The 22,739-nt window shown below is 64.1% G+C and carries 17 protein-coding genes and 1 riboswitch; of the genes, 8 read left to right on the top strand and 9 right to left on the bottom strand.

Going from position 1 to position 22,739, the window contains the following annotated elements; all coding sequences use genetic code 11:
* Nucleotides 1-26 precede the first annotated feature (26 nt).
* Nucleotides 27-2,603: a type I restriction enzyme subunit R domain-containing protein gene (locus tag AC3ENJ_RS06400; RefSeq protein ID WP_431813441.1), complete on the bottom strand. Its 2,577-nt coding sequence runs from the start codon at nucleotides 2,601-2,603 to the stop codon at nucleotides 27-29.
* 235 nt (nucleotides 2,604-2,838) lie between these two features.
* On the opposite strand from AC3ENJ_RS06400, the gene AC3ENJ_RS06395 reads away from it, so the two are divergent.
* Both AC3ENJ_RS06395 and AC3ENJ_RS06390 read left to right on the top strand, forming a co-directional pair.
* Entirely contained in the window at nucleotides 2,839-4,851 is a 2,013-nt protein-coding gene (locus AC3ENJ_RS06395) for a site-specific DNA-methyltransferase (protein ID WP_431813440.1), read from the top strand.
* On the top strand, nucleotides 4,848-7,403 hold the full coding sequence (locus tag AC3ENJ_RS06390) for a DEAD/DEAH box helicase (protein ID WP_431813439.1): 2,556 nt from the start codon (nucleotides 4,848-4,850) through the stop codon (nucleotides 7,401-7,403). Before AC3ENJ_RS06395 ends, AC3ENJ_RS06390 begins: the two co-directional genes overlap by 4 nt.
* A 426-nt stretch (nucleotides 7,404-7,829) precedes the next feature.
* Here AC3ENJ_RS06390 and AC3ENJ_RS06385 read toward each other — a convergent pair whose 3' ends face one another.
* Complete coding sequence (locus tag AC3ENJ_RS06385; RefSeq protein ID WP_431813438.1) at nucleotides 7,830-9,236, bottom strand: ApeA N-terminal domain 1-containing protein; 1,407 nt, start codon at nucleotides 9,234-9,236, stop codon at nucleotides 7,830-7,832.
* On the bottom strand, nucleotides 9,233-10,003 hold the full coding sequence (locus tag AC3ENJ_RS06380; RefSeq protein ID WP_431813437.1) for a type I restriction-modification system subunit M N-terminal domain-containing protein: 771 nt from the start codon (nucleotides 10,001-10,003) through the stop codon (nucleotides 9,233-9,235). Before AC3ENJ_RS06380 ends, AC3ENJ_RS06385 begins: the two co-directional genes overlap by 4 nt.
* 194 nt (nucleotides 10,004-10,197) lie before the next feature.
* Between AC3ENJ_RS06380 and AC3ENJ_RS06375 the strand changes: the two genes are divergently transcribed.
* The 6 genes from AC3ENJ_RS06375 to AC3ENJ_RS06350 all read left to right on the top strand — a co-directional run bounded on the left by AC3ENJ_RS06375 (nucleotide 10,198) and on the right by AC3ENJ_RS06350 (nucleotide 15,930).
* Entirely contained in the window at nucleotides 10,198-11,355 is a 1,158-nt protein-coding gene (locus AC3ENJ_RS06375; protein WP_498957842.1) for an ATP-binding protein, read from the top strand.
* A 125-nt stretch (nucleotides 11,356-11,480) separates the two neighbouring features.
* Nucleotides 11,481-11,596: riboswitch (SAM riboswitch) on the top strand.
* A gap of 36 nt (nucleotides 11,597-11,632) precedes the next feature.
* Nucleotides 11,633-12,172 carry an OsmC family protein gene (locus AC3ENJ_RS06370; protein WP_431813435.1) on the top strand — a complete coding sequence of 180 codons (540 nt, stop codon included), beginning with the start codon at nucleotides 11,633-11,635 and terminating at the stop codon, nucleotides 12,170-12,172.
* Nucleotides 12,173-12,247: 75 nt separating this feature from the next.
* The gene (gene argE, locus AC3ENJ_RS06365; RefSeq protein WP_431813434.1) at nucleotides 12,248-13,423 is read left to right on the top strand and encodes an acetylornithine deacetylase; all 1,176 of its coding nucleotides are present in this window, start codon (nucleotides 12,248-12,250) and stop codon (nucleotides 13,421-13,423) included.
* Nucleotides 13,424-13,472: 49 nt separating this feature from the next.
* Complete coding sequence (locus AC3ENJ_RS06360; RefSeq protein WP_431813433.1) at nucleotides 13,473-14,795, top strand: MFS transporter; 1,323 nt, start codon at nucleotides 13,473-13,475, stop codon at nucleotides 14,793-14,795.
* A gap of 85 nt (nucleotides 14,796-14,880) precedes the next feature.
* On the top strand, nucleotides 14,881-15,138 hold the full coding sequence (locus AC3ENJ_RS06355; protein WP_431813432.1) for a ribbon-helix-helix protein, CopG family: 258 nt from the start codon (nucleotides 14,881-14,883) through the stop codon (nucleotides 15,136-15,138).
* 201 nt (nucleotides 15,139-15,339) lie between these two features.
* Nucleotides 15,340-15,930, top strand: coding sequence for a dihydrofolate reductase family protein (locus AC3ENJ_RS06350; protein WP_431813431.1), 591 nt, complete (start codon nucleotides 15,340-15,342; stop codon nucleotides 15,928-15,930).
* 16 nt (nucleotides 15,931-15,946) lie between these two features.
* Here the strand turns inward: AC3ENJ_RS06350 and AC3ENJ_RS06345 are convergent, their stop codons facing one another.
* From AC3ENJ_RS06345 to AC3ENJ_RS06320, 6 genes are all read right to left on the bottom strand, one after another.
* Nucleotides 15,947-16,297: an SCO4225 family membrane protein gene (locus AC3ENJ_RS06345; RefSeq protein WP_431813430.1), complete on the bottom strand. Its 351-nt coding sequence runs from the start codon at nucleotides 16,295-16,297 to the stop codon at nucleotides 15,947-15,949.
* Between the two features lie 40 nt (nucleotides 16,298-16,337).
* Nucleotides 16,338-17,483, bottom strand: coding sequence for an APC family permease (locus tag AC3ENJ_RS06340; RefSeq protein WP_431813429.1), 1,146 nt, complete (start codon nucleotides 17,481-17,483; stop codon nucleotides 16,338-16,340).
* Between the two features lie 169 nt (nucleotides 17,484-17,652).
* Complete coding sequence (locus AC3ENJ_RS06335) at nucleotides 17,653-19,428, bottom strand: DUF2334 domain-containing protein (protein WP_431813428.1); 1,776 nt, start codon at nucleotides 19,426-19,428, stop codon at nucleotides 17,653-17,655.
* A 73-nt stretch (nucleotides 19,429-19,501) separates the two neighbouring features.
* Entirely contained in the window at nucleotides 19,502-20,701 is a 1,200-nt protein-coding gene (gene wecB, locus AC3ENJ_RS06330) for a non-hydrolyzing UDP-N-acetylglucosamine 2-epimerase (protein WP_431813427.1), read from the bottom strand.
* A gap of 46 nt (nucleotides 20,702-20,747) precedes the next feature.
* Nucleotides 20,748-21,380: a 3-keto-alpha-glucoside-1,2-lyase-like domain-containing protein gene (locus tag AC3ENJ_RS06325; protein WP_431813426.1), complete on the bottom strand. Its 633-nt coding sequence runs from the start codon at nucleotides 21,378-21,380 to the stop codon at nucleotides 20,748-20,750.
* The gene (locus AC3ENJ_RS06320; protein WP_498957851.1) at nucleotides 21,328-22,728 is read right to left on the bottom strand and encodes a glycosyltransferase family 2 protein; all 1,401 of its coding nucleotides are present in this window, start codon (nucleotides 22,726-22,728) and stop codon (nucleotides 21,328-21,330) included. Before AC3ENJ_RS06320 ends, AC3ENJ_RS06325 begins: the two co-directional genes overlap by 53 nt.
* Between the last annotated feature and the right edge of the window lie 11 nt (nucleotides 22,729-22,739).

Genomic DNA, 22,739 nt, shown 5'->3' with positions numbered 1-22,739 from the left:
GTTCTGCCGGAGGGGCTGCGGGTGGCTTACCCCGCCTCCCGCAGCCGCTCCCACAGGTTGAACGCCATGGCCAGGTCCACCAGCTGCGCGGAGGACAGCTCCTGGAAGCGCTTGGCAATCGCCTCGGACTGGCGGTTCTGGCTCCACACGCTGTCCTCCAGCACCACCGGCAGCCGCGGCGAGAACGCGAAGTCCGCCTTGGTGTTGTTCCGCGCCTGCTGGCGCAACTCCTCGTTCCCGGCGACCTCGCTGACCAGCAGCTCCGCGGCGCTGAGCTTGTGCTCGTCCGAGGCGTCCAGGTCCCCGAGGTACTTGTTGACCTTCTCCACCAGCTCCGCCTTGGCCGCCCGCTCCCGCTCCTGCTGCCTGGCCATCCCGGCCTCGGTCATGCCCTGCAGCCCCCGGCCCTCGCCGTCCCGCAGGTCCAGGTCCTCGCCCCGCTGCTTCTCCAGCCGGTAATGGGTCAGCACCACGTCCTCCGCGGTCACGGTCTCGCGCTCGCCGGTGTCCAGTTGCTCGCGCAGCAGCCGCCCCAGCAGGTCCGCGAACACCGAGAGCTTCAGGTAGTACGGATCCCCGAAGTTCAGGATCTGGGAGAAGAACGCGTAAGAAGTCACGTACTGGGCCAGCAGGGAACGGAACTCGTCGAGCTCATCGCGCGCGGCGGCGTCGTTGTCCTCCAGCGCGAGAGACCAGCGGCGCATGAAGCGCTCGACCGCCGGAGTCAGCCCCGAGGTCAGCGCGCCGCGCTTGCCGTTCCTGTTCGACCACGCCGCCCACACCCGGTCGACCTCCGCGGGCGTGTAGATGTTGGCGGCATCCAGCTTGGTCATCTGCTTGGCCACGAGGTCCGGGTCCGAGTCCGTCTCGATGCGCGCGTCCTCGTAGTAGTCCTGGAACGCCGCCAGGATCTGCGCGGGGTCGTTGACGAAGTCCAGCACGTACGTGTTCTTCTTGCCGTCCCCGCGCCGGTTGAGCCGCGACAGCGTCTGCACCGCCGCGATCCCGGAGAGCTGCTTGTCCACGTACATGGCCGTGAGCAGTGGCTGGTCGAAGCCCGTCTGGTACTTGTTCGCCACGATCAGGATGTTCTGGTCCTCCTGCCCGAACACCCCGGCCAGGTCCCGTCCGCGCAGTTCCGGGTTCATGGATGTCTCGGTCACCTCGGGCACCGGCGCATGGCCGATCGCGGTGACGTCCGGGTCCGGCAGCGACCCCGAGAACGCCACGAGCGTCTTCAGCGGCAGCTTCTCCCGTTCGATGTGCTTCTGGAACGCCCGCTGGTACTTCACCGCCGCCGCGCGCGAGCCGGTGACCACCATTGCCTTGGCGCGCCCGCCCAGCTCCTGCTTCACGGTGTGCTGGTAATGCTCGAGGATCACGTCCACCTTGGAGGCAACATTCGTCGGATGCAGCTCCACGAACCCGATGTACGCGCGCGTTCCCCGCCGCACGTCCACTTCCTCGTCCGACGACGACGCGCCCGTCCTGCCCTCCGGCAGCGTCGCCGGGTCCGCGCCCTTCAGAGCGATCCGGGCGGCCATCTCGTAGGACGTGTAGTTCTTGAGCACGTCCAGGATGAAGCCCTCCTGGATGGCCTGCTTCATCGAGTACAGGTCGAACGGCTGGGGTTTGCCGTCCGAGCCAGGGGTGCCGAACAGGTCCAGGGTCTTGGCCTTGGGGGTGGCCGTGAAAGCGACGTAGCTGATCCGCCGGCCGTCGTCCGCTTGCGCGGCCATTTGGATCAGGGCGTCCTGGTCCGCGCCGGGTTCCAGCTCGGTCTCCTCGTCCAGCCCCGCAGCGGACGGGTCGTTGCGGTACAGCAGGTCCTTAACCGAGGACGCCGCCGCGCCCGTCTGCGACGAATGCGCCTCGTCCGCGATCACCGCGAAGCGCTTACCCTCGAACGTGCCGCCTTTTTCTCGGATCTTGGCTAGGGCGTACGGGAAGGTCTGCAGGGTCACGCCGATGATCTGCGTGCCCGCCCGCAGCGCCTCCAGCAGGCGTTCGGTCTTGGAACCCTCGGAACCAGAGGTGATGGGCTCGAAGGTCCCGGTGGCGACCACCAGTTGGTCCACCGCGTCCTGGAGCTGACGGTCCAGCACCTGCCGGTCCGCGATGACGAACACGGTGTCGAAGACCTTCTTACCCTCCGGGGTGTGCAGGGACGCCATGCGGTGGGCGGTCCACGCGATCGAATCCGTCTTGCCCGAGCCCGCCGAGTGCTGGATCAGGTACTTCTGCCCCGGGCCGTCCGCGCGGGCGGCCTCGGTCAGCTTGGTGACGGCGCGCCACTGATGGAAGCGGGGGAACCGGATCTGGCTGGACTCCGTGATCCGCCCGGTCCTGGGGTCCCGCTTCTTCTCGTGGTTGACGTAGACGAACTTGGTGAGGATGCTCAGCCACGCGTCCCGCTGCAGCACCTCGCGCCAGAAGTAGGAGGTGCGCACCCCATCGGGCGAGGGCGGGTTGCCCGCCCCGTTGTGGTGGCCCCGGTTGAAGGGGAGGAAGAAGGTGTCCGGGCCCTTGAGCTCGGTGGTCATGTAGACGTCGTCGTCGGTCAGGGCGAAGTGCACGAGCGCCCCGCGGAACGGGGTGAGCAACGGCTCGCCCTCCGGGCGGCGGTCGGTGCGGTACTAACGCAATTCCCGGTGTCGCCCCATCAGTCGGGATTTGCTCATCGCCGCAGACGCTTTTTCAATCGAAGCACCAACTGTGCGGCAGGAGGCACAGCCAGAATGCAGAAATAGCGTATTGACGCCGGTAATGTGAGTCCGACGAAGACAACCAGGACCCCCGCTTTGGAACTGGGTGTCACAGGAGGCTGCGAGGAGCACGATGGCGCGCACACGGTTGGAACTGACCTGGGCTCACAAGGACAAGGCGCTGATCCCTGCGGAGCACGGTCGCTACGGCTACACGTGGGTAGATCCGCGCGACCCGAGGTACTGCGAAGTGCGCCCGCTCGTATTCGGCGAGCAGATCATAGGAATCCAGTCGCCCAAGGGCGAGAACGGCGCCTACACAGACCGCGCCGAGCTAAAGCCGCAGACAGACAACCTCCTGATCCATGGCGAGTCCGGCGACATCCTGGAGGCACTCACGCAGGTCCCTGAACTGGCCGAGAAGTACGTGGGCGAGGTGAAGTGCATCTATATCGACCCACCGTTCAACACGGCTCAGACCTTCGCGCACTACGAGGACAACCTTGAGCACTCCATCTGGCTGACCATGATGCGGGACCGCCTCCTGCACCTGCGAAAGCTGCTCGTCAAGGAGGGGTCCATTTGGGTACACCTCGACGATGTGGAGGTCCACCGTATGCGCGTACTGATGGACGAGGTGTTCGGAGCGGGGAACTTTATGGCGGAGGTGGTGTGGCAAAAGTCGGATTCGCCCCGCTCCGATGCCAAAGGTTTCTCGGCTGATCACGATACTTTGCTGGTATACGGCCGTGACGCTGGCGCCGCCCTCAACCGCATGCCGCGTTCAGAGGCAGAAAACTCCCGGTTTTCCAACCCGGACGATGATCCGGTTGGGCGTTGGTTTTCTGATAATCGGACAGCACCGGGCGCAGCTACTCACCAGGGCATGGTGTACGCCATTCAACATCCAGTGACGGGAGAACTCGTCTACCCTGCACAAGGACGACACTGGGCCTTCTCGCAGTCGGACATTTTCAACGCCCTCCGCGAGTGGGCTGACTACGAATTGCGCGATATCCACGACGAAACCAAGCGCGCCGAACTCTGCGGAACTTCGGTTGACACGGTTCGTCGCGCGGTCCCCGCCATCATGCTCGCAACGAATCTGGAGGAATCAGCAAGAAGATATCGTCAGAGGAAAGAACAGGGATCTTGGACGGCCTTCTACATCACCGACACCTCGTTCGGCCGAAAGTCATACATTCCCTCAACAGGCCAGCCACCCCGTACTTGGTGGACCAACCGCGAGGTCGGTCACAACCGTGAGGCGAAGTCCGAGATCAAGGCGCTCTTCCCCGGCCAGAATCCTTTCGCCACCCCGAAGCCCGAGCGGCTCCTCGAACGTGTCATCCATATTGCCTCGAACCCCGGGGACATTGTGCTGGATGTGTTTGCTGGCTCGGGCACCACGGCTGCCGTCGCGCAGAAGATGGGCCGGCGTTGGGTGACCTGCGAACTCCTCGAAGACACCATGCATCGCTTCACTCGTCCCCGTCTGGAAAAGGTAGTAAACGGCCAGGACCCGGGCGGCATCACTTCCGTGGACGGTGGGCGCTTGGCAGCGAACGAGGTCGTACTTCCCGAGGGCATGAGTGCTGAGGACGCGCAAACCTTTACCTACCTGCTGAACAAGGTCATCAAAGACAACCCAGACGGCCTAAAGACCAGCGCCGCGGTGAAGCAGCTGAAGGCACTCACCAAAACCACGAAGACCAAATCGGCCCTGAACTGGCGCGGAGGCGGCGGCTTCACGACCGCCACGCTCGCTCCCTCGGTGTTCGAATACGACCCCGCGTTGAACCTCGTCACCCTCACCGAGCACGCCACAGGAAAAGCCCTCGTCCGATCCGTAGCCGCTAACCTCGGCTTCCGTCTCACCCCTGAACATCCATACTTTGACGGGGTGAAGAACAGCATGCGACTGACCGTCATCGAGGGCACGCTCACCGAGCAACTCGCCTTGGATCTCGCCAGTCACCTCGCCGAAGACGAGGGTCTAACCATCGCCGCTTCCGGCCGCGCAGACGGCGTGCAGACCATCCTCCGCCGCAGCGCCCGCGGCGTGCGCGTGCTGCATATCCCGGACGATCTGTTCTTTCACCACGACGCCGAACCCGCCCCTATCGCCGAGGAAGCGACCGTATGAGCATCCCCGCCGCAATTGCCCCTCGCCTACATCTCACCCGGGATCAGGCCATAATCGACCAGATCAGCCGCGAGTTCGGACTCCGCCCCCACAACACCGTCGGCCTGCGGGTCCTCATAGACGCCCTCGCCGGTGACTATGACCCGGCCGTGCCCCAGGTGATGGACATGTGCACTGGATCCGGCAAGACCTACCTGATGGCCGGGTTCATCGAGTACCTGCGCCGGCAGGGCATCCGCCACGTCATGGTGGTGACCCCTTCCACCGTGGTACAGGCCAAGACTGTGCAGAACTTCACCCCCGGCACGCGCCGCCACATCTCGGGGGCCGCCGTCGAGCCCCAGGTCACCACACCCCAGGATTACTCGGCCTGGCGTGCCGCCCAGACCGCCCCCGGCAGTCAGCTCTTCCGGGCTGAAGAGGCCTCCCAGCTTTTCGTTTTCAATATCCAGCAGCTGATTGCCCCCAGGGAGGCAGAGGGCGAAACCCAGGGGGCGGGAGTGCAGGCCACCCAGCGGCGCATCCGCCGGTTCGACGAGACCTCCGGCAACCTGTTCGAGTACCTGCGTGACCAGGAGGACCTGGTTGTGTTCGCAGACGAATCCCACCTGTACGGTGCCCAGGCCAAGGCCTTCCACCAGGCCATCAAGGACCTGCAACCTGCCGCCACCGTGGGCCTTACCGCGTCCGCGTCCAAGAATGACCACGTGGTGTTCCGCTACCCGCTGTGGCAGGCTATCGCGGACGGGATGGTGAAGACCCCAGTCATCGCGTACCGCGCCTCCGGCTACCCGGAGATCGGCGGCGAGGAGCTGCAGCTCCAGGACGCCCTTGTGTTACTGCGTATCAAGCAGGACGCCTACAAGAACCACGTGCTCGCGCATCCCCACTCGAAGAAGATCAACCCCGTCCTGTTCGTGGTGTGTGCCGATGTCTCCCACGCCACGGACGTTGCCCAGCTGCTCCGGACACCTGCCTACCTCGGATCCGATGATGCCGTGCTCCAGGTAGACAATACCCACGACGACGCGCTCACCCAGCAGCGCCTCGAAGATCTCGACCAGCCCTACTCCACCGTACGGGCGGTGGTGAGCGTGAACAAGCTCAAGGAGGGCTGGGACGTGAAGTCCATCGCCGTGATGGTCACACTGCGTGCCCTCGCCTCCGAGACGCTCACCCAGCAAACCATCGGGCGCGGACTCCGCCTTCCCTTTGGCGCGATCACCGGTGACAAACAGGTGGACACCTTGGACATCCTCAGCCACGCCTCTGTTAAAGCGCACCTGAGCGCGGAGAAGGTCCTCAAGGAGTTCGGCCTCGAGAAGGCGGTGACCCCGGAGCAGAGGAAGACCAGGCCTGTACCCGTGCCGCCGTCGGCGTTGACCGCAGGTCGACAGGACGCCATCTCACCGGATGAATCCGAGGATGCCCCCGGGACGGGCGGTGATCAGCCCGCCGAGTCCGGCATCGGATTACCCAATGTCCGTTTCGTAGAAATCAACGATGACACGGACCTCGATCGCACCGTGCGCGTGCCCGAGCGTGAAGTGGTCCGCCTCGCCGAGCGGTACCGCAACGCCGGAGGCTTTCACGTCCGCTTCCCCCGGGTCACCATGGCCCGCACCGTGCCCCCGCTGAACCTGGCCGAGATCGCGGACGAGACCATCCGCTACTACGCCCGGAAAGTTCATGATCCCGGGGATGTGCTTGAGCGCGAGCAGGTGCTGGTCAACACGCTCAAGACCCGCCTGCGTCTGCGCTCAGTGGAGCAGGCCAATGTGGAGTCCACCCCCGTGTCGTTCGGTGACGTCGCCCTCGAACTTGAGCGCGCCGCCCTTACCCTGCAGGCACTGCCCCGTACACAGGACAACCACACCTTGGTACGTGCCATTGTGGTGCCCACGTTCCTGCGCGAGGCCAACACCACCGACTGGACCGTGAAATCCCTGGCTTCTGCCACCGGACGCATCCGAGACATGCTGACCCAGGTAATCCGGGACCACGAGGCCACCGCTCGGACCAGCACCACCGTCGCCTCCGTGGACGTGCCCCACACTTGGGAGATCACACTCCCCTCAGGGGATCGCGTCCACGAACAGATCGACGACCGTACGAGGTTTAAGGTCCGCCGCTGGTACGGGGGCTGGTCGAAGAACGTGTTCGTCGCCGCCCGTTTCGACTCCTATTCCGGCGAATACGCTCTCGCGCAGGTGCTGGACAAGTCTCAGGACATCAACTGGTGGCTGCGCCTGGAACGTCAAGACGGCGCGAGCATCGCTTACACACCGCGGAACACCTACTACCCAGACTTCCTCGCCCTGGACACAGACGGTGTGCACTGGATCATCGAGGGAAAGAACGACGCCGGAGAGCACGACGAGACCGTACAAGCCAAGCGAACCGCCGCCCAACGTCACATCCGCGAGCTGCTCACCGTGCCCGAATTCGCGGACCAGCGGTGGGGCTACCTGATCGCCTACGAGACCGAGGTGCAGAAGGCTGCCTCTTGGCGAGACCTCGTCTCCAGCAGCAGCCCGGTAGTGACGCCATGAAATCGACCAGCAAATCTCGATCTTAAATCGGCCCAAGGCCTCCGCCCAAGATATTTGACGCCGGCCTGGATCTCTGGATGTGGGGCGGAAAGAAATACAAAGACAGCTACTGGACCATGAGCATCAGCGGATTCCAACGCGCCTGGACGGATTGGAGCACCTGGTAACCGTATCCGTGGGACCAGAGACGAAGGCGCTGTCGCCACCCAGGATGGTCGAGCGTCGGGCACTGCTGGTATACGGTCGGCCCCGGGCGACCCCCGCCCGGGCGGGGCCGCGAATCCGAGCGCGAGGAATTGCAAGCGCAACGATCGTGGCTGCATCAACTGAAATCAACTATTGCACTCTAATACCATTGCTCGCAGCAGCTCAAAATGACCCTAGAATAGCTCCCACCACCTCAGAATAAGGGGACACCAGTCGAGATCAGCTGCTTGTTTTGAAATTTATAGGACCGTAAAGCGAAGGAAGATAAACACGCCCGTAGTGGATGAGGTTTTGCCCAGCACGAGTTTTAGGAAAAGACTCGGACAGCTGTTCCGGCCTGTACCCAGCTTCGACTAAACAACGTGCAGCCACCAGCAGCGTGAGCGATGAGGCCAGTACCCGCGTTAGGCCAGATTCGAATTCATCCCGCAGCGCATGGGCGTAGTCGTTTCGTAGCCTTACTACTTTTTGAGACCAACAATTTTGCAACTCTGGAGTAGGACCGCACAAAAACTGAGTGAGGGGCTGGAGATCATCCTGGAGCTGCGCGATGCGATTTCGAAAGCTTGGTTGACTTAATTGTCCTCCCAGCAACGATGAAAGCTTCTCCTTGGTGGCCTCGTCAATATCCGTGGCCGCTTTGATGGCTCGCTTGGCCGCATTAGTTTGTGCGCGAGTGAGCCCGCACTTTTCGGGGTGAAGGTTGCGGTGCAAACCTTCTGAGGTCATGGCCATCGTGGTGAATTTACCGTCGAGGAAGGGATAGTGACCGGCTAATGCATTTGCCGTGGTGGTAGGCGCCCGCCCGAGAGTTTTGTAGCGCTCTAACCACCTGGCGATGGGTTCCACACCGGTCTCTGTCCTGCGGACTGCGTTCGTTTCGTGGCGTCGCTCCTCAATGGAGTCAGCTACCATCCAGCCATCGACTTCCAGGGAAATGCCAGCAACGTCAGCAACGCGGAGCCGGTATCGGTCGATGACAGCTGGCCCGGTGCGGATGAGGGCGAAGAACTGCTTGAGGGGAATAACGATGTTCTCAGTAACGTCCTCGCAAGTCATAGGTTCGGCCGCTACCCATTCCAGTTGAGCAGTCCTTTTCGTAGCCGTCAGACCCATCTCGACAGTGTGCTCCGCCCGGAATTTCAACCGCAAGCTACCAAGCTGGGCCCCTTCTAGAGAGGTCAAGGCAATAGCTGGAACTTCCGGCTGTTTGCCGGGGCCTTCGAGGCATGGTTCCACCGAGGGAGGGGGTACTTGTGCCCAGGTATCCAGGCCGGTGAGGTGAACAAACGCGTGTGTTACACGACTTTGTTCGGTAAGCCAGTGCCCGTACACGATCCAACTGGCTTGCAGGGTTTGCCCGGTAAGATCTACACTGCAGGCATTGAAAACTCCTGGCTGGGATTCCGAATCGATTACCGCGTCGAAAAGCGTGATAAACGGTTGTCCAGCGACCAGCGCACCGTGGATGATGGGGATACGCGGTGCAGAAAAAAGGCCCAGCTGCCCTAACAGAATCAAAATAGGTTTGTGGTTGTGAACGCACAACAGCCCGGCTACGGTGTCGTCGGGGCGTTCAGGGAGCCAGAAATCACCTAGCCATTCATTATCACCGAGATGCTTCATTTCCTATCCCTCCACAATATATAGTGACTGTCCGCCCCTTCGGGAAGATGCCCTTTGATTACACCATTGATCGGTGGATTGAGTCTTAGTGCGGTGTTCCATGAGGGCATCGACTTGCGCGCAAAGGCCGGACCGTAGACGTCGCGGCCGATGCCGGGGGTGGTGAGCTCCTCGTCGTCGTGGAGCAGCAGCGTGACCATGAGGTCGATGACCTCGCGCGGGGTGAAGTGCTCACCGGCGGTCTCGTTGGAGGCCTCCGCGAATTTGCGGATCAGTTCCTCGAAGATATGGCCCATCTGCTCATTGGACACCGCGTCCGGGTGCAGGTTGGCCTTGGTGAAGTGCTGCAGGATTTGGAGCAGGAGGTCATGGTGGGCGAGGCCGGAGATGGTCTGCTCGAACTCGTACTTCTGGAAGATCTCCCGCACGTTCTCGGAGAACGCGTTGACGTAGTCGCGCAGGTTCTCCTCGAGGTTGTCCGGGTCCCCCTGCAAGGTCTTGAGCGTGTGTCGCGAGCGGTTGAAGAAGTTATAGGTGTGCTCGTTGCCGGCCTGCTTGGTGCGGTTGCGGATCATCGCCAGGGGCGGCTCGGTGTCCACGTAGGTGGGGCCGATGGCCTCCAGCACGTCCTCCTTGGTGGGGGTGAGCACTGCGTCCAGGCGGAACAGGACGGTGAACGGCAGGATCACATCGCCGTACTGGTGCTGCTTGTAGGTGCCGCGCAGGATGTCCGCGGCACCCCAAATGAAGGAGGCGTGGTTGAACACGGGAGTGGGTGCCTTACTCGTGGGGTCGGGGGTCTCGTAGGCAGTCTACGAGGGGGACCGCTTCGCGCCCGGAACTGAACCAGATGCGGCTCCAGCATCCCTGCCCGCGAGTTCTAGCGAAGTCTAGGGGAGTATAGCAAAACGCTATACTCCCCTAGACTTCGCTATCCCCCGGGAGGGCCTTAATGGATCCTGTGCGCAACCCCTACTCCCCAGGAGCCGGTCGCAAGCCGTCTGCCCTGGTCGGACGCAACGATGTCATCGATGCCTGGAGCGTTTCCCTGCAACGAGCTGAACGAGGCAAGACGGATCAGCCGATAATTCTCTATGGCCTACGCGGAGTCGGGAAGACAGTTCTCCTGTCGCGGCTGCGCCGAGATGCCGAGACGCGGGATTGGATCACCGTTCAGCTCGAAGCTGGTTCTGGTCGCGCTCTGCGCGAGATGGTGGGCGAAGGGCTGTACGGCCCCCTGTCGGACCTGGCGCGACCGTCTGCGGGGAAGAGGCTCCTTCGCGCCCTGAAGACTGCTCTCTCATTCAAGGCTTCGTACGACACCACAGGCACTTGGAACTTCGGTGTCGACCTGAGCGGCGCTACTGGTGGCGCCGCAGACAGCGGCTTTCTGCTGACTGATCTGGGCAAACTGGTCCGCGATGTCTCCTTGGCTGCCAGTGAAGACGGGGTAAGTCTGGCGTTGCTCATCGATGAGGCTCAAGACCTCAGCTCCGAGGAGATCCAGACCCTTGCGGCCGTCATGCAGTCCGCTGCGACCGACGACCTGCCGGTACTGTTCGCTCTGGCGGGTCTACCCAGCCTGCCCCAGACCCTGGCGGAGGCGAAATCGTACTCGGAGCGTTTCCGTTACAGCGTGATCAAGAAACTCGACAGCGACGGTGCCCGCGAGGCCATCCTCAAACCCGCTCGCAAGGAAGGTGTTGACTGGAGTGCCGATGCTCTTGATTACGTCGTCACGACGTCAGGTCGCTACCCGTACTTCATCCAACAGTTCGGTCAGGAGACATGGAACGCAGCGACCGGGGCCGCGATCGAGTTCGAAGACGCTCGGATGGGGGTAGCTGTCGGCCAGGGACAACTGGACAACGGCTTCTTCCGCGCCCGGTGGGACCGGACAACCGCGGCGGAGAAGCAGTACCTGCGGGCCATGTGCCCTGAAGGAGACGACGGGGTCGGATCAGGCGAAGTTGCTAACCGGCTGAAGCGGAAAGGCAGGAGCCTGGGACCGACCCGTGCAAATCTGATCAGCAAGGGGCTGATCTACGCACCGGACCACGGGGTCGTCGCCTTCACAGTCCCCGGGATGGCGGGATTCATCTCCCGCCAGCACGATTGATCGACATCTTCTGCGAGGGCTTCACGCCCGGTCCAGCACTATGCGTTGTCGGCGGTGCCCCAGAAGTCCTCCCGTTACGCTCCGTTGCGCATCCCGACCTCCCGATCTGGCAAGATCGCCTGCGGAATCAAGGGCTCCAACCCCTGGCCCTGGCTGGTTGGACGGCAACCCTCGTCGCTTTAGCGGGGCGCCCCAGGTGACGATTCGACGCCGGCCCGGCCGGGCGGCGTAAGTAAGGCGCTCCGCCCCGGCGTGCGCCGAGAGGAAGGACTCCGTCATGACCGAAACAGCTCTGCGTGACCTCGCCCAGGATCGTGCCGACCGTCTGGACGAGGCGGGTACCGCCTGGTCCGGCACCATCGCCAAGAGCCCCGCCAGCGCCAAGCTGACGTTCAAGATCACGGGCGAGGGCACCGGCCCGGTGGCCACGCGCATCACTGCAGGCAAGCACGAGTTCTCCGTGGACGAGCCCGCGGCCCTGGCCGGCGAGGACACCGCCGCCAGCCCCGTCGAGTACGCCCTGGGCGCGCTGATCTCCTGCCAGGTGGTGGTCTACCGGCTCTACGCCCACCAGCTGGGCATCCGCTTCGACGGGATCGACATCGGCGCCGAGGGCGACCTGGACGTCCGCGGCCTGTTCGGCGCGGACGAGACCGTCCGCCCGGGCTTCAGCGAGGTCCGGTTGACTGTGTCCATCACGGGCCCGGAGTCGCAAAAGCGCTACGAGGAGCTCGGGCGCACCGTGGAGGCCCGCTGCCCGGTGCAGGACATCTTCGCCAACCACACCCCCGTCACCGCCCGGGTCGTCAAGAGGTAGCCGCCGGCGCGGGCCGGTGAGCGGGCCCGGGCGGAGGGTTGACCGGCCGCTGGTGCCTACGCCTAGAGTCTGCTCATGACTTCCTCTCTTGACTGGATCGGCCGCCTCGTCTCCTTCGATACCACCTCGCGCAACTCCAACGTGGAGCTCATCGAGTGGGTGGCGGAAAAGCTGCGGCGCGCCGGCGTCGAACCGCTGGTCCTGCCCGAGGAAGACGCCGCCGGGGTGCGTAAGGCCAACCTCTTCGCAACCATCCCGGCCCGCGACGGCAGCACCGAGGGCGGCGTGGTGCTTTCCGGGCACACCGACGTGGTGCCCGTGGACGGGCAGGACTGGCACAGTGACCCGTTCACCACCGAGCAGCGGGACGGCCGGCTCTACGGCCGGGGCACCACGGACATGAAGGGCTTCCTGGGCGTGGTCCTCAGCAGGCTGCCGCGGATGCTCGAGGCGGAGCTGGCCGAGCCCCTGCACCTGGCCCTCTCCTACGACGAGGAGGTCGGCCTGCTCGGAGCGCAGCAGATGATCGGCCGTCTGGGGGAGCGGGGCATCCGGCCGTGGTGCTGCATCGTGGGCGAGCCCACCGGCATGCGGGTGGTGCGTGGACACAAGTCCATCAACTTGTTCGAGGCCCGCTTCCACGGGGTGGCGGCCCACTCCTCCCTCACCCCGAACGGGGTCAACGCCATCCACTACGCGGGGCGGTTTACTGAGTTCTACCGGAAATTGGCGACGGACTGGCGGGAGAACGGCCCCTTCGACGATGCCTACCCCGTGCCGTTCACCACCGGCGGGGTGAACCAAATCGCGGGCGGCATCGCGAACAATACTGTCCCGGACGCGTGCACTGCCGAATTCGAGTTCCGGGCGCTGGGCACCGTCGATCCCGGGCCGGTCGTCGAGAAGATCCGCGGCTTCCTCTTCGATGAACTAGAGCCCGAGATGCGCGCGGAGAACCCCGCGGCCCGCATAGAGCTGGCCGTCAAGGCCCAGGGCCCCGGCCTGGAGACCGCCGCGGATGCCGACGTCGTGCGGCTGGCCCGGGACTGCGGCGGGCTGCCCTCGGATGAGAAGGTCACCTACGGTACCGAGGCAGGCCTGTTCCACGGGGCCGGGATCGAGACCGTGGTGTGCGGCCCCGGGAACATTGCGGTGGCCCACACCGCGAACGAGTATGTGGAACTGGAGCAGCTGCAGGCCTGCGAGGCCTTTGTAAACGCCTTGATCGACCGGCTCGACGCCGCGTCGTGACGCACCGTCTCGGCATTCTCGTCCGGACCCGAACAGATGGAGAAACAGCATGAGCACGGCTGCAGAAAACCCGGGCGCGAGAACGCACGGAACGCCCGTCACGGCGCAGGACCGCTCGCGAGCGCGGCGGGCCGTGGTGGCGTCGTCCATCGGGAATGCCCTGGAGTGGTTCGACGTGATCGTCTACTCGTCGTTCGCCGTGGTGATCTCCGCGCTGTTCTTCGAGCCCGCGGGCAGTGAAGGCGGTCAGGTCCTCGGCATCCTGCTGACTTTCGGCACCTTTGGCGTGTCCTACCTGATCCGCCCGCTGGGGGCCATGGTGCTGGGCTCCTACGCAGACCGACACGGGCGCAAGGGCGCGCTGACGTTGACCATTCTGCTGATGATGCTGGGCACGCTGATCATGGCCACCGCTCCCACCACGGCCGTCCTGGGCCCGGCGGCGGCCCTGGTGATCCTGGTGGCCCGGCTCATCCAGGGTTTCTCCGCCGGTGGCGAGTTCGGCACGGCCACGGCGTTCCTGATCGAGAACGCCCCGGATCGCAAGGCGTTCTACGGCAGCTGGCAGGTGGCCACCCAGGGCGTGGCCATGTTCCTGGCCTCCGGCTTCGGCTTCACCCTCAACACCTTCCTGAGCCATGAAGCGCTCTACAGCTGGGGTTGGCGCGTGCCGTTCTTCGTTGGCCTGCTCATCGGCCCGGTGGGCCTGTATATCCGGCTGAGGATGGAGGAGACCCCGGACTTCCAGCAGGCCCGGGGTGAGCAGGTGAAGTCACCCCTGGGCGCCACCCTCATTCATGCGGCACCGAGGTGGCTGACCTCCGCGGCGGTCGTGGGCCTGGCATCGGTGTCGGTCTACCTCATCCTGTTCATGCCCACCTACGCCGTGCAGAACCTGCACCTGCCCGGGTACGCCGGATACCTGGGCGGCATCATCTCCGGGATCGTCACCCTGATCGGGGCGCCCCTGGTGGGCAAGCTCGCGGACCGGGTGGGGCCCGCACGGGTGATGACGGTCGCGGCGGTAGCCGCCGTCGTGGTGGCCTACCCGCTGTTCGTGATCTTGGTGGCCTCCCCAGGCGTAGGGATGCTGACCGCGGTGCAGGTGGTCCTGGGTGCGCTGATGGCGCTGTACTTCGGCCCGCTGCCGGCGCTGCTGTCGGAGATGTTCCCCACCAACATCCGCACCACCGGCATGTCGATCGCCTACAACGTGGGCGTGACGCTGTTCGGGGGCTTTGCCCCGCTCGTGTTGGCGTGGCTGGTGAACTCTACGGGCTCGCTACTGGCCCCCAGCTATTACTACATCGCCATCGCACTGATCTCGCTGCTGGGCCTGGTGGTGACGCGGACGAAGTTCGGCAAGCGCTGAGCCGGCCGGGCATGCGCGCGGGCCACCCGTTCAACGGTGCCGAGTGGCAGACTCGGACCCTGATTTACGTACTACAATATTTAGTATGAGAATGATCAACGGCCGCCCTGTTGGAGACGAGCAGATTCAGACCTGGGCTGACGAGGCCGAGGCCGGCTACGACGTGGAGGAGATGCGTCGTCGGGGACGACCACTGGTGCTGGGCAAGACCGCCGGTAGCGTGGTTCAGTTCCGCATGGATCAAGAACTGTTGGAATTGTTGGCACGGAAGGCCCAAGACCAGCACATGAACCGCTCGGAGGCTCTACGCGCCGCAGTACGCGCCTGGGTCGATGCTGCCTGAATAGCATGGAGATCCACGCGATGAAGGCACGGAAAAAGTATTACGAGCTTCTTCGGACTCCCGGAAGCTGCTCCTGAACCCGGCGGGGCCTAAGGTGGCCGGCCCCACGGGAACACACGTTGCGGTGGATCAGACTACTGCCCGCCCGGCGGAAAACACAGTAATCTATTCGAACATCAACCCCCGCGGAGAGAGGCCACCATGCGCCGGCTACTGCTCACCGAGAACATCACCGTTGACGGACGCATCGAGATGCTTGACGACTGGTTCGACCCCTCACCCCAGGGTGATGTCGGTGACCTCCAGGAAGAACTGGACCGCCAGGGCGCGTCCTCGGACGCGGTGTTGCTGGGGCGGCAGACGTTCGAGGACTTTCGCGGCTACTGGCCCCACCACACGGACGAATCGGCCGGCGCCTACCTCGACCAGGTGCAGAAGTACGTGGTCTCTTCGTCGATGACCGATCCACGGTGGCGCAACTCGACCGTTCTCTCCGGCGACCCGGTGGAGGAAGTGCGCCGTCTCAAGACCACCGCCGGCGGTGACATCGTACTGACCGGCAGCATCACCCTGACACATGAGGTGATCGCCGCCGGACTCGTCGACGAGATCCGGCTGTTCGTGTACCCGGCCGTCCAGGGGCGCGGGAAGGGGCTCGTCGCCGAGAACAGCTCGTTGCCGGGTCTTGAACTGATCGGCACGCGAACCTTCCGCTCCGGCGTGGTACTGCTCCGCTACACCGTCACCGCGGGCGGAGGTTCCCGGGAATCGAGCACGGAATCCGGCCGCTGACCCTGAATGCACCCACTCACGCCGCCGCGGCCTTCGGCGCCACCCGACGCCGCCCCCGCAGCACCACATACAGCACGAACGCCTGCACGAGCCCGGAAAGTACGAGTACGAACACGGCCGCGCCGGGGCCGAAGGCGTCGAAGGGGCCCGTGACGGGAAGCAGGAGCAGCGACGTCGGCGCCGTCAGCGCAATGGCGGGCAGCCCCTCGAACGTGGCACCGATCGCGTCCGGGCCAGGGTAGACCAGGAAGTACAGCAGATAAGCGAGGGCCAGGGCCACCAGGAACAGGTAGGCCCCCGCCGCAACGATCGCCAAGACGCCCAGGTTGTAATTGCGGAAATTCAGTTGCCGTCGGAAGAAGTTCATGTGGGCTCCTTATCCACGATTCCCGGCGCGGCGGGGGCGTTCAGCCGCGCTCATCGGTCTGGACCACCTCGCCGTGCCCGAGCTTCGCGTGTCGATAGCCGTATAAGCCGTAGACCGCCGCCCCGATCACGAACCAGACGGCGAACCGGACCCAGGTGGCGGGCTGCAGCTGAGTCACCAGCCAGATCGAGAAGCCGATGCCCAGGATTGGGGTGACGGGCATGAACGGGGTGCGGAAGGTCCGCGGTAGGTCCGGGGAGCGATAGCGCAGCACGATCACGGCGGCGGAGACGACGATGACGGCCAACAGAATGCCGATGTTGGTGAGCTCGGCCGCCTCCCCGATCGGCACGAAGCCCGCAATCCCGGCGGAGACGATCCCCACGATCCACACCGGCCGCGAGGGGGACTGGTGCTTGTTCAGGTGCGCGAACCACCGCGGCAGCAGTCCGTCGCGGCTGATGGCGTACCAGACGCGGGACGCGCCCAGGCTGAAGGAGAACAGCACCGTAATGATGCCCACGATCGCCCCGACCGCCACGATCCGGGCGAAGATCGGCAGGTTCACGGCCTCGAACACGAACGCGAACGCCGCGGTGTCGGACAGCTCGCTGTAGCGCTGCATCCCGGTCAGCACGGTGCAGGCCAGCAGGTAGAGGATCATGGCGATCGCCAGGGACAGGATGATCGCCTTGGGCAGGTTCTTCTCCGCGTCCTTGCTCTCTTCGGCGGCGGTGCTCATCGCGTCGTAGCCGAACACCGCGAAGAAGACCGTGGCCGCCCCGGTGGCCACGCCGCCGAACCCGTACGGCATGAACGGTGAGAGGTTCTCCGGCTGGATGTAGAACGCGCCGACCACGATCACCGCCAGCACGATCGCGATCTTCACGAACACCAGCGCGCTCTCCACCCGCGCGCTGCTCTTGATCCCGCGGTTGAGCAGCCATGCGACCCCCAGGCACAACACCACCGCGAAGAGGTCCATCACGTGCCCGTCCCCGGTGCCCGGCGTCCGTTTTCGCGACCGTGCCGGTGAGGGCGAAGATGCCCGCGCCGATGATGGCGCCCAGGCCAATGGCGGTAAGTTGCCACAGGCCGATTGTTCGTTCCAGGGGAGCGTCGTCGTCGGGATCCGCGGCGATTGGCTTGCGCCGGAAAATTCCTCGCACGGGCTGCTGCTCTGCACTCACTGGTGCCTCCTCGGTGCACCGGGCGCCCTGACGTCACGCTCGGACCATTGTGATGAAGAACAGTGTGCGCCGCGCGCGCGGCCGTGTCGAGACCCAAATGCACCACCACCACCCCACCCGGGACAACGCCGTGGCCCTGATCCTGGGCCATGAACCGGTGGCTTACTACTTCAGCTCCGTCACCGGCACGAACTCGTACCCCAACTCCCGGATGCCCTCCACCGTCTGCCGCAGATAATCAATGTCCAGGTAGGGGTGGAAGAAGAAGCTCGCCGTGGATTCGCGAACGGCCAGGTGCGCCGCGGCTCGGGAGATCAGGAACTCCGGATCGCGGGTGGCGTGATTGTTCTGTTCCGACTCGGTGATGTTACCCAGGTTCTCCGGGTACACCTTGCTGCCGTAAATATCGTGCACGGTGTACGGGAAGTGCTGGCTGTAGGCTTGGCCCGCCTCACTGGGCTCGCCCGAGAGGATGCCCGCAAAGTAGTCGCTCTGCTCGTAGCGGGCGTCATAGACATCGGCCATGGCCGCGTACGCGTTGGGCGAGGCCGCGTAGTGCGGGGTCTCGAAGATCTCCGGTTCGCCCAACCCGGCGTCGACCATCACTTGCCGGCCCTTTTCGATCCGCTCGGTGTGCTGCTCCACGGTGTCCTCGGAAACCCGGCCGATCTGGCGGATGTAGGAGGTGTTCTCGCACTCCCCGAACTCGTAGGGCTGCCGCGCCGTCGCACTGCATCCGTAGCGGTAGAACTCGTAATCCTCACCCGTGCGGCCGCTGTAGGGATTGTCCAGCGTGCCGAACTGGTGCGTGGTGCCGTGTTGAATCAGCGTTCCACCGCGCTCCTGCATGTACTTGAGCGCATCCACCACCTCGGGGCGATCCAGCAGACTCAGCCCGTACCAATCGTTTCCCTCGGGAGTCTTGGCCATGTGGATCGGCATCACGGCCACCTGGAACGGCACGCCGGCTTCCTGGAAGTAGTCGGCCATAGTGCGCAGGTCGGAGGGATCGGACTCCGGCCCCACGTCCTCCAATCGCACCGCGGCCTGCTTCACCGGGGCGGTATCCGGCGCCAGCAGGCCGTAGAACAAATCCGAATAAATGAGATAGACGTCATTCTCGTCGATGTAATCCAACGGGATCTCGCTCACGAACGTCAGATTCCCGGAACGCACCGCCCACGGAACGTCCTGGGCGCCGTCGGCATTGCCGGGCTCGCAGGAAACCGGGGCGTCGTCCTTCCGGCACTGCGCACTGGCCAGCACCTCCACGGAGCTGGCGGGTTCCACGACGGGCGATTCCAAGGTCTCCGTGGAATCGGTGTACCGCGCCACGTCCTTGTCGTTGTAGCGGACCGAATGGAGCAGGTCGCTTCTGACGGCCTGTGTCTGGCCCGCATCCCACCCGAATTCGGAACGGAACTGCGCCGTTCGGTCGCTCTGCCCGCTCGTCATCGTGTTCAGGTTCTCGCCCACCCACATCACCGGGGTGTCCAAGGTCAGAACATCGTCCAGGAACGCCGGCGGGGGAGTGGCCGCGGCATCCGTGCCGATGTACACCACGGCGTCATAGTCGGTCATGGCGTTGTGCACGTACTCGGCCACCGGTTTGATCTCCGCCGTTCCGAAATGGGTCACCAAGTTGCCGGTGGCCACGGCGTACAGCTCACCGTTGGAGGAAGAATCATCCGTCTTGTCGTACAGCACCAGTGTTGAGGCTTTACCGTCCTCGCCGAACGTGGCGGGGAAGCTGGCTTCCGAACCCTCCCCGTCGGCGTCGGAGACCGTTGTGTACTCCCTGACCAGAGGTGAACCCTGGCCTTCGCGCAGCGAATCATTGGTCAACCCGAAAACTATCGCGGTGGACACGAGCAGCAGAACGAGCAGTCCCGCCACCCAGGCGGCGCGTTGGCCCCTCGACAATTGAAAAGATGTGCTCATGGCTCCCCCGCCTGAACGTGATGTGGATCGTGAAATATAGGTGTTCGCCCCAGTTCGAACACCGTGTGAAAACTCAGCGGGCGGTGGCCCGGGTGAACGGTGGTTGATCGAAGGAGAACTCGTTCACGGCATCCCCCATGCCGAAGTAACGAGCCACCGCGTGCACCGTGCGTTCCGCCGCACGGCCGTCCCCGTAGGGATTGAGCCCCCGCGCCATGCGACCGTACGCGAGACTGTTGCTGAGCAACGTGGAAACCTCTCGGGCAATGGTGCTCTCATCGGTTCCGACCAACTTCACCATGCCGGTTTCAACGGCTTCCGGGCGCTCAGTGGTCTCACGTAGCACCAGGACCGGTTTGCCCAATGACGGACCTTCCTCCTGCACACCGCCACTGTCGGTCAGGATGATCTTGGACCGTTGCATCAGGGCGCAGAATTGCGCGTAGGGCAACGGATCAATCAGCACCACGTTGTCCCGCCCCCCGAGGGCGGGCTGGATCGCCTCGCGCACCCGTGGATTCGGTTGCGCGGGGACAATGAAGTCGTGGTCGGGGTGCCTCCTGGCCAGCGTGGCAATGGCCCGTCCCACGGCCTTCCACGGTTCACCCCACGATTGCCCGTGGTGGGCCGTGACCAGAACCACCGGGCGACCGCGGTCCAGGCGCCGGGCCAGGGCGGCGTCGGCGATCCTGGGCTGGGACGCCACGGTGGCCAACAGCGCGTCGATGCCCGAATTGCCCGTGACCACAATGTCCGACGCCGCCACGTTCTCCCGCAGCAGATTCTCGCGGCTTGCCGCGGTGGGGGTCAGGTGCAGGCTGGCGATCTGCCCGGTGAGACGCCGGTTGATTTCCTCCGGGAACGGCGAGGACCTGTTGCCCGTGCGCAGCCCGGCCTCAGTATGAATCACCGGAATCTCCGCGTAGGAGGCCGCGAGCGCGCCCGTGAACGAAGTGGTCGTGTCGCCCTGGACCAGCACCGCATCGGGACGCTCGGTCTGCAGGACCTGCGTCAGCCCTTCGAGGATGCGGGCGCTGATCTGTGTGAGTGGCTGTCCGCGCGAAGGGATGTCCAGGTCGTGATCCGGCACGATCCCGAAATCCTCGTTGACCTGCTCCAATACCTCGCGGTGCTGCCCCGTGACGACCACGCGCACCCGGAAACGCGGATCGTTGCGCAGCGCCAGGATCAGCGGCGCCATTTTGATGGCCTCGGGAAGGGTCCCGTAGACCGCCATGACGGTGACCGGTTGAAAGGGGGGTGTTCGTACCATGAATTCTCCTCTGGGATGCCGGCCCACGGCACCCCGATTGTTAGCGTCAATCTCCCGGCGCGGTGGCCACGCTGAGGTCCATGAAACGGACCCGGGCGTCCTCCGTGTACAGCCCGATGGAGCCACCGCGGTACGGCCGCTCCGAATCAGTCACCGTGGCCAATACGTAACCGTCCACCTTGACGGTCATCCGGGGCCAGTCCTGCTCGATCTCCACTCGGTAGTCCTGGCCGACGGGAAATTGCACGTCATCCCCGGTGGCCAGGAAACGTTGGCTTCCCGGGTACTCGGGGTCCTGTTTGGAAATTTCCCAGCCGTTGGGCTTGAGCGCCACGGCGTAGAAATGCTCGTTGTCCCGGAAATTCCACAGCACCCAACCCACCTCCCACACGTTGGGAGAGCCCTTGCGCACCTGCTCCTCGGTGTTCATGGTGATCTCGAAGTCCGCGTCCTGATACGTCTCAGTGGTGCGCACCAGTGACGCGTGTGTGACGTCCGCCGACGTCGCCGCGTTGGGTTCCAGCACCACCTGCTGGTCCGTACCGACCGTCCGGCCGTGCCCGTTGTAGACCGCCGTCCACCGGCCGTGGGTTTCCCCGTCCGCCCAGGGTTGGAGCCGCCACACGTTATTGACCCCTGCCATGACCAACAGCGCGAGGAGCAGAACTCCCAGTAGCACCGCCGGCAATTTCCTCGGGTATGGCCTCACCTGTCAGCTCCTCCGCGGACACGTCCACTTGATTTTTACTTTCGACATTGCGTTCCGTCTTGGCCCACGAGTTCTTGCCGAGGACGGCGCGGTAGGCCGCCTTCCAGCCCGCCACATACCAGAGCACCGCGTAGAGGACGTACCCGTGGATCAGCGCCACGGCCACGAACGGGTTCAATCCCTGCTGTTTCTCCTGCGACCAGTACACGAATCCGAACAGCACGGCGGGCCCGAACGCCACTAGATAGGCGGAGAGCCACCAGGGGGAGACCACCGCCTGTCCCAGGGCGATGTCGAGCAGGACGTCCAGGACCCAGAACGCGAATGCCGCACTCAGGAAGGACGTGACCAGGAGCAGGAACGGGCTGGTCAGGTGGTACAGAATGTCTGTCCTGCGCGTCCCGGTCAGATCGCGCAGCACCCAGGGCACCAGGTTCCAGGACTGAAGGTGCCCCTGGAACCAGCGGGTGCGCTGTTTGATCCACCGCTTGACGTCCACCAGGCCCTGCTGGTGCACGGACGAGGTGGAGCAGAACTCGATGTCCCACTCGTCGATGTGCAACCGGACCCCCAGGTCCAGGTCCTCCGTGAGACTGTGCGACCACGGAGCCGGGCCCAACCCTGTGAGTGCGGACAACCGTACGAACTGACCGTTGCCGCCCAGGCCCACACTGCCCAAATGCCGGCGACCGCGCTGGAACACGTGAGTGAACAGCACGAATTCGATGTCTTGCATGCGGGCCAACAAGTTCTGCTGGCGGTTGTTGATACGAACACCGACCTGCACGGCACCCAGCTGATCATCCCGGAACAGGGGCATGACCTCATCCAGAGCGTGGGGATCGAGGCGCCCGTCCGCATCCATGACGCACACGATCACTTCCGACTGGGGCAATCCGGCGAGCAATTCGCTGCCCACGAGGTGTCGAACGGCTGCGTTCAACGCTTCGCCCTTGCCCTGACGGGCCTCCGGGAGAACACGTTGGAACAGGCGAACCCGCGGATCCGGGTGTGAGCGAACGATGTCCGCGGTCCCGTCATCGGAACCGTCATCAATCACGAGAATATGAATTCTGGGATAATCAAGACTGGTCAGGCGGTCCAGACTTGCTTTCAGAACGCGATCCTCGTTCAAACACGGGACCACGAAGACCACGGTTTTTTCAGAGCCCACATCCTGAGTCTGACCAGCGGAAATTCCCCGACCGCGGGGTTCAAAACGAGAAAGCACCAATAACGTCAAACCGTACAGAACACTAATTAGCACCAGCGCAATAACGAGCCACAGGACCAAATCGATCCTGTTTCCGAAAAACATAATCATGACGG

The sequence above is a fragment of the Kocuria sp. cx-455 genome, assembly GCF_057707085.1.
This window is presented reverse-complemented; position numbering and strand designations above follow the sequence as displayed.

Excerpts from the sequence above, each read along its gene's own strand:
- AC3ENJ_RS06395 (WP_431813440.1), top strand. The coding sequence starts at position 2,839 with ATGGCGCGCACACGGTTGGAACTGACCTGGGCTCACAAGGACAAGGCG.
- AC3ENJ_RS06390 (WP_431813439.1), top strand. The coding sequence starts at position 4,848 with ATGAGCATCCCCGCCGCAATTGCCCCTCGCCTACATCTCACCCGGGAT.
- AC3ENJ_RS06385 (WP_431813438.1), bottom strand. The coding sequence starts at position 9,236 with ATGAAGCATCTCGGTGATAATGAATGGCTAGGTGATTTCTGGCTCCCT.
- AC3ENJ_RS06370 (WP_431813435.1), top strand. The coding sequence starts at position 11,633 with ATGACCGAAACAGCTCTGCGTGACCTCGCCCAGGATCGTGCCGACCGT.
- argE (WP_431813434.1), top strand. The coding sequence starts at position 12,248 with ATGACTTCCTCTCTTGACTGGATCGGCCGCCTCGTCTCCTTCGATACC.
- AC3ENJ_RS06360 (WP_431813433.1), top strand. The coding sequence starts at position 13,473 with ATGAGCACGGCTGCAGAAAACCCGGGCGCGAGAACGCACGGAACGCCC.
- AC3ENJ_RS06355 (WP_431813432.1), top strand. The coding sequence starts at position 14,881 with ATGAGAATGATCAACGGCCGCCCTGTTGGAGACGAGCAGATTCAGACC.
- AC3ENJ_RS06350 (WP_431813431.1), top strand. The coding sequence starts at position 15,340 with ATGCGCCGGCTACTGCTCACCGAGAACATCACCGTTGACGGACGCATC.
- AC3ENJ_RS06345 (WP_431813430.1), bottom strand. The coding sequence starts at position 16,297 with ATGAACTTCTTCCGACGGCAACTGAATTTCCGCAATTACAACCTGGGC.
- AC3ENJ_RS06335 (WP_431813428.1), bottom strand. The coding sequence starts at position 19,428 with ATGAGCACATCTTTTCAATTGTCGAGGGGCCAACGCGCCGCCTGGGTG.
- wecB (WP_431813427.1), bottom strand. The coding sequence starts at position 20,701 with ATGGTACGAACACCCCCCTTTCAACCGGTCACCGTCATGGCGGTCTAC.
- AC3ENJ_RS06320 (WP_498957851.1), bottom strand. The coding sequence starts at position 22,728 with ATGTTTTTCGGAAACAGGATCGATTTGGTCCTGTGGCTCGTTATTGCG.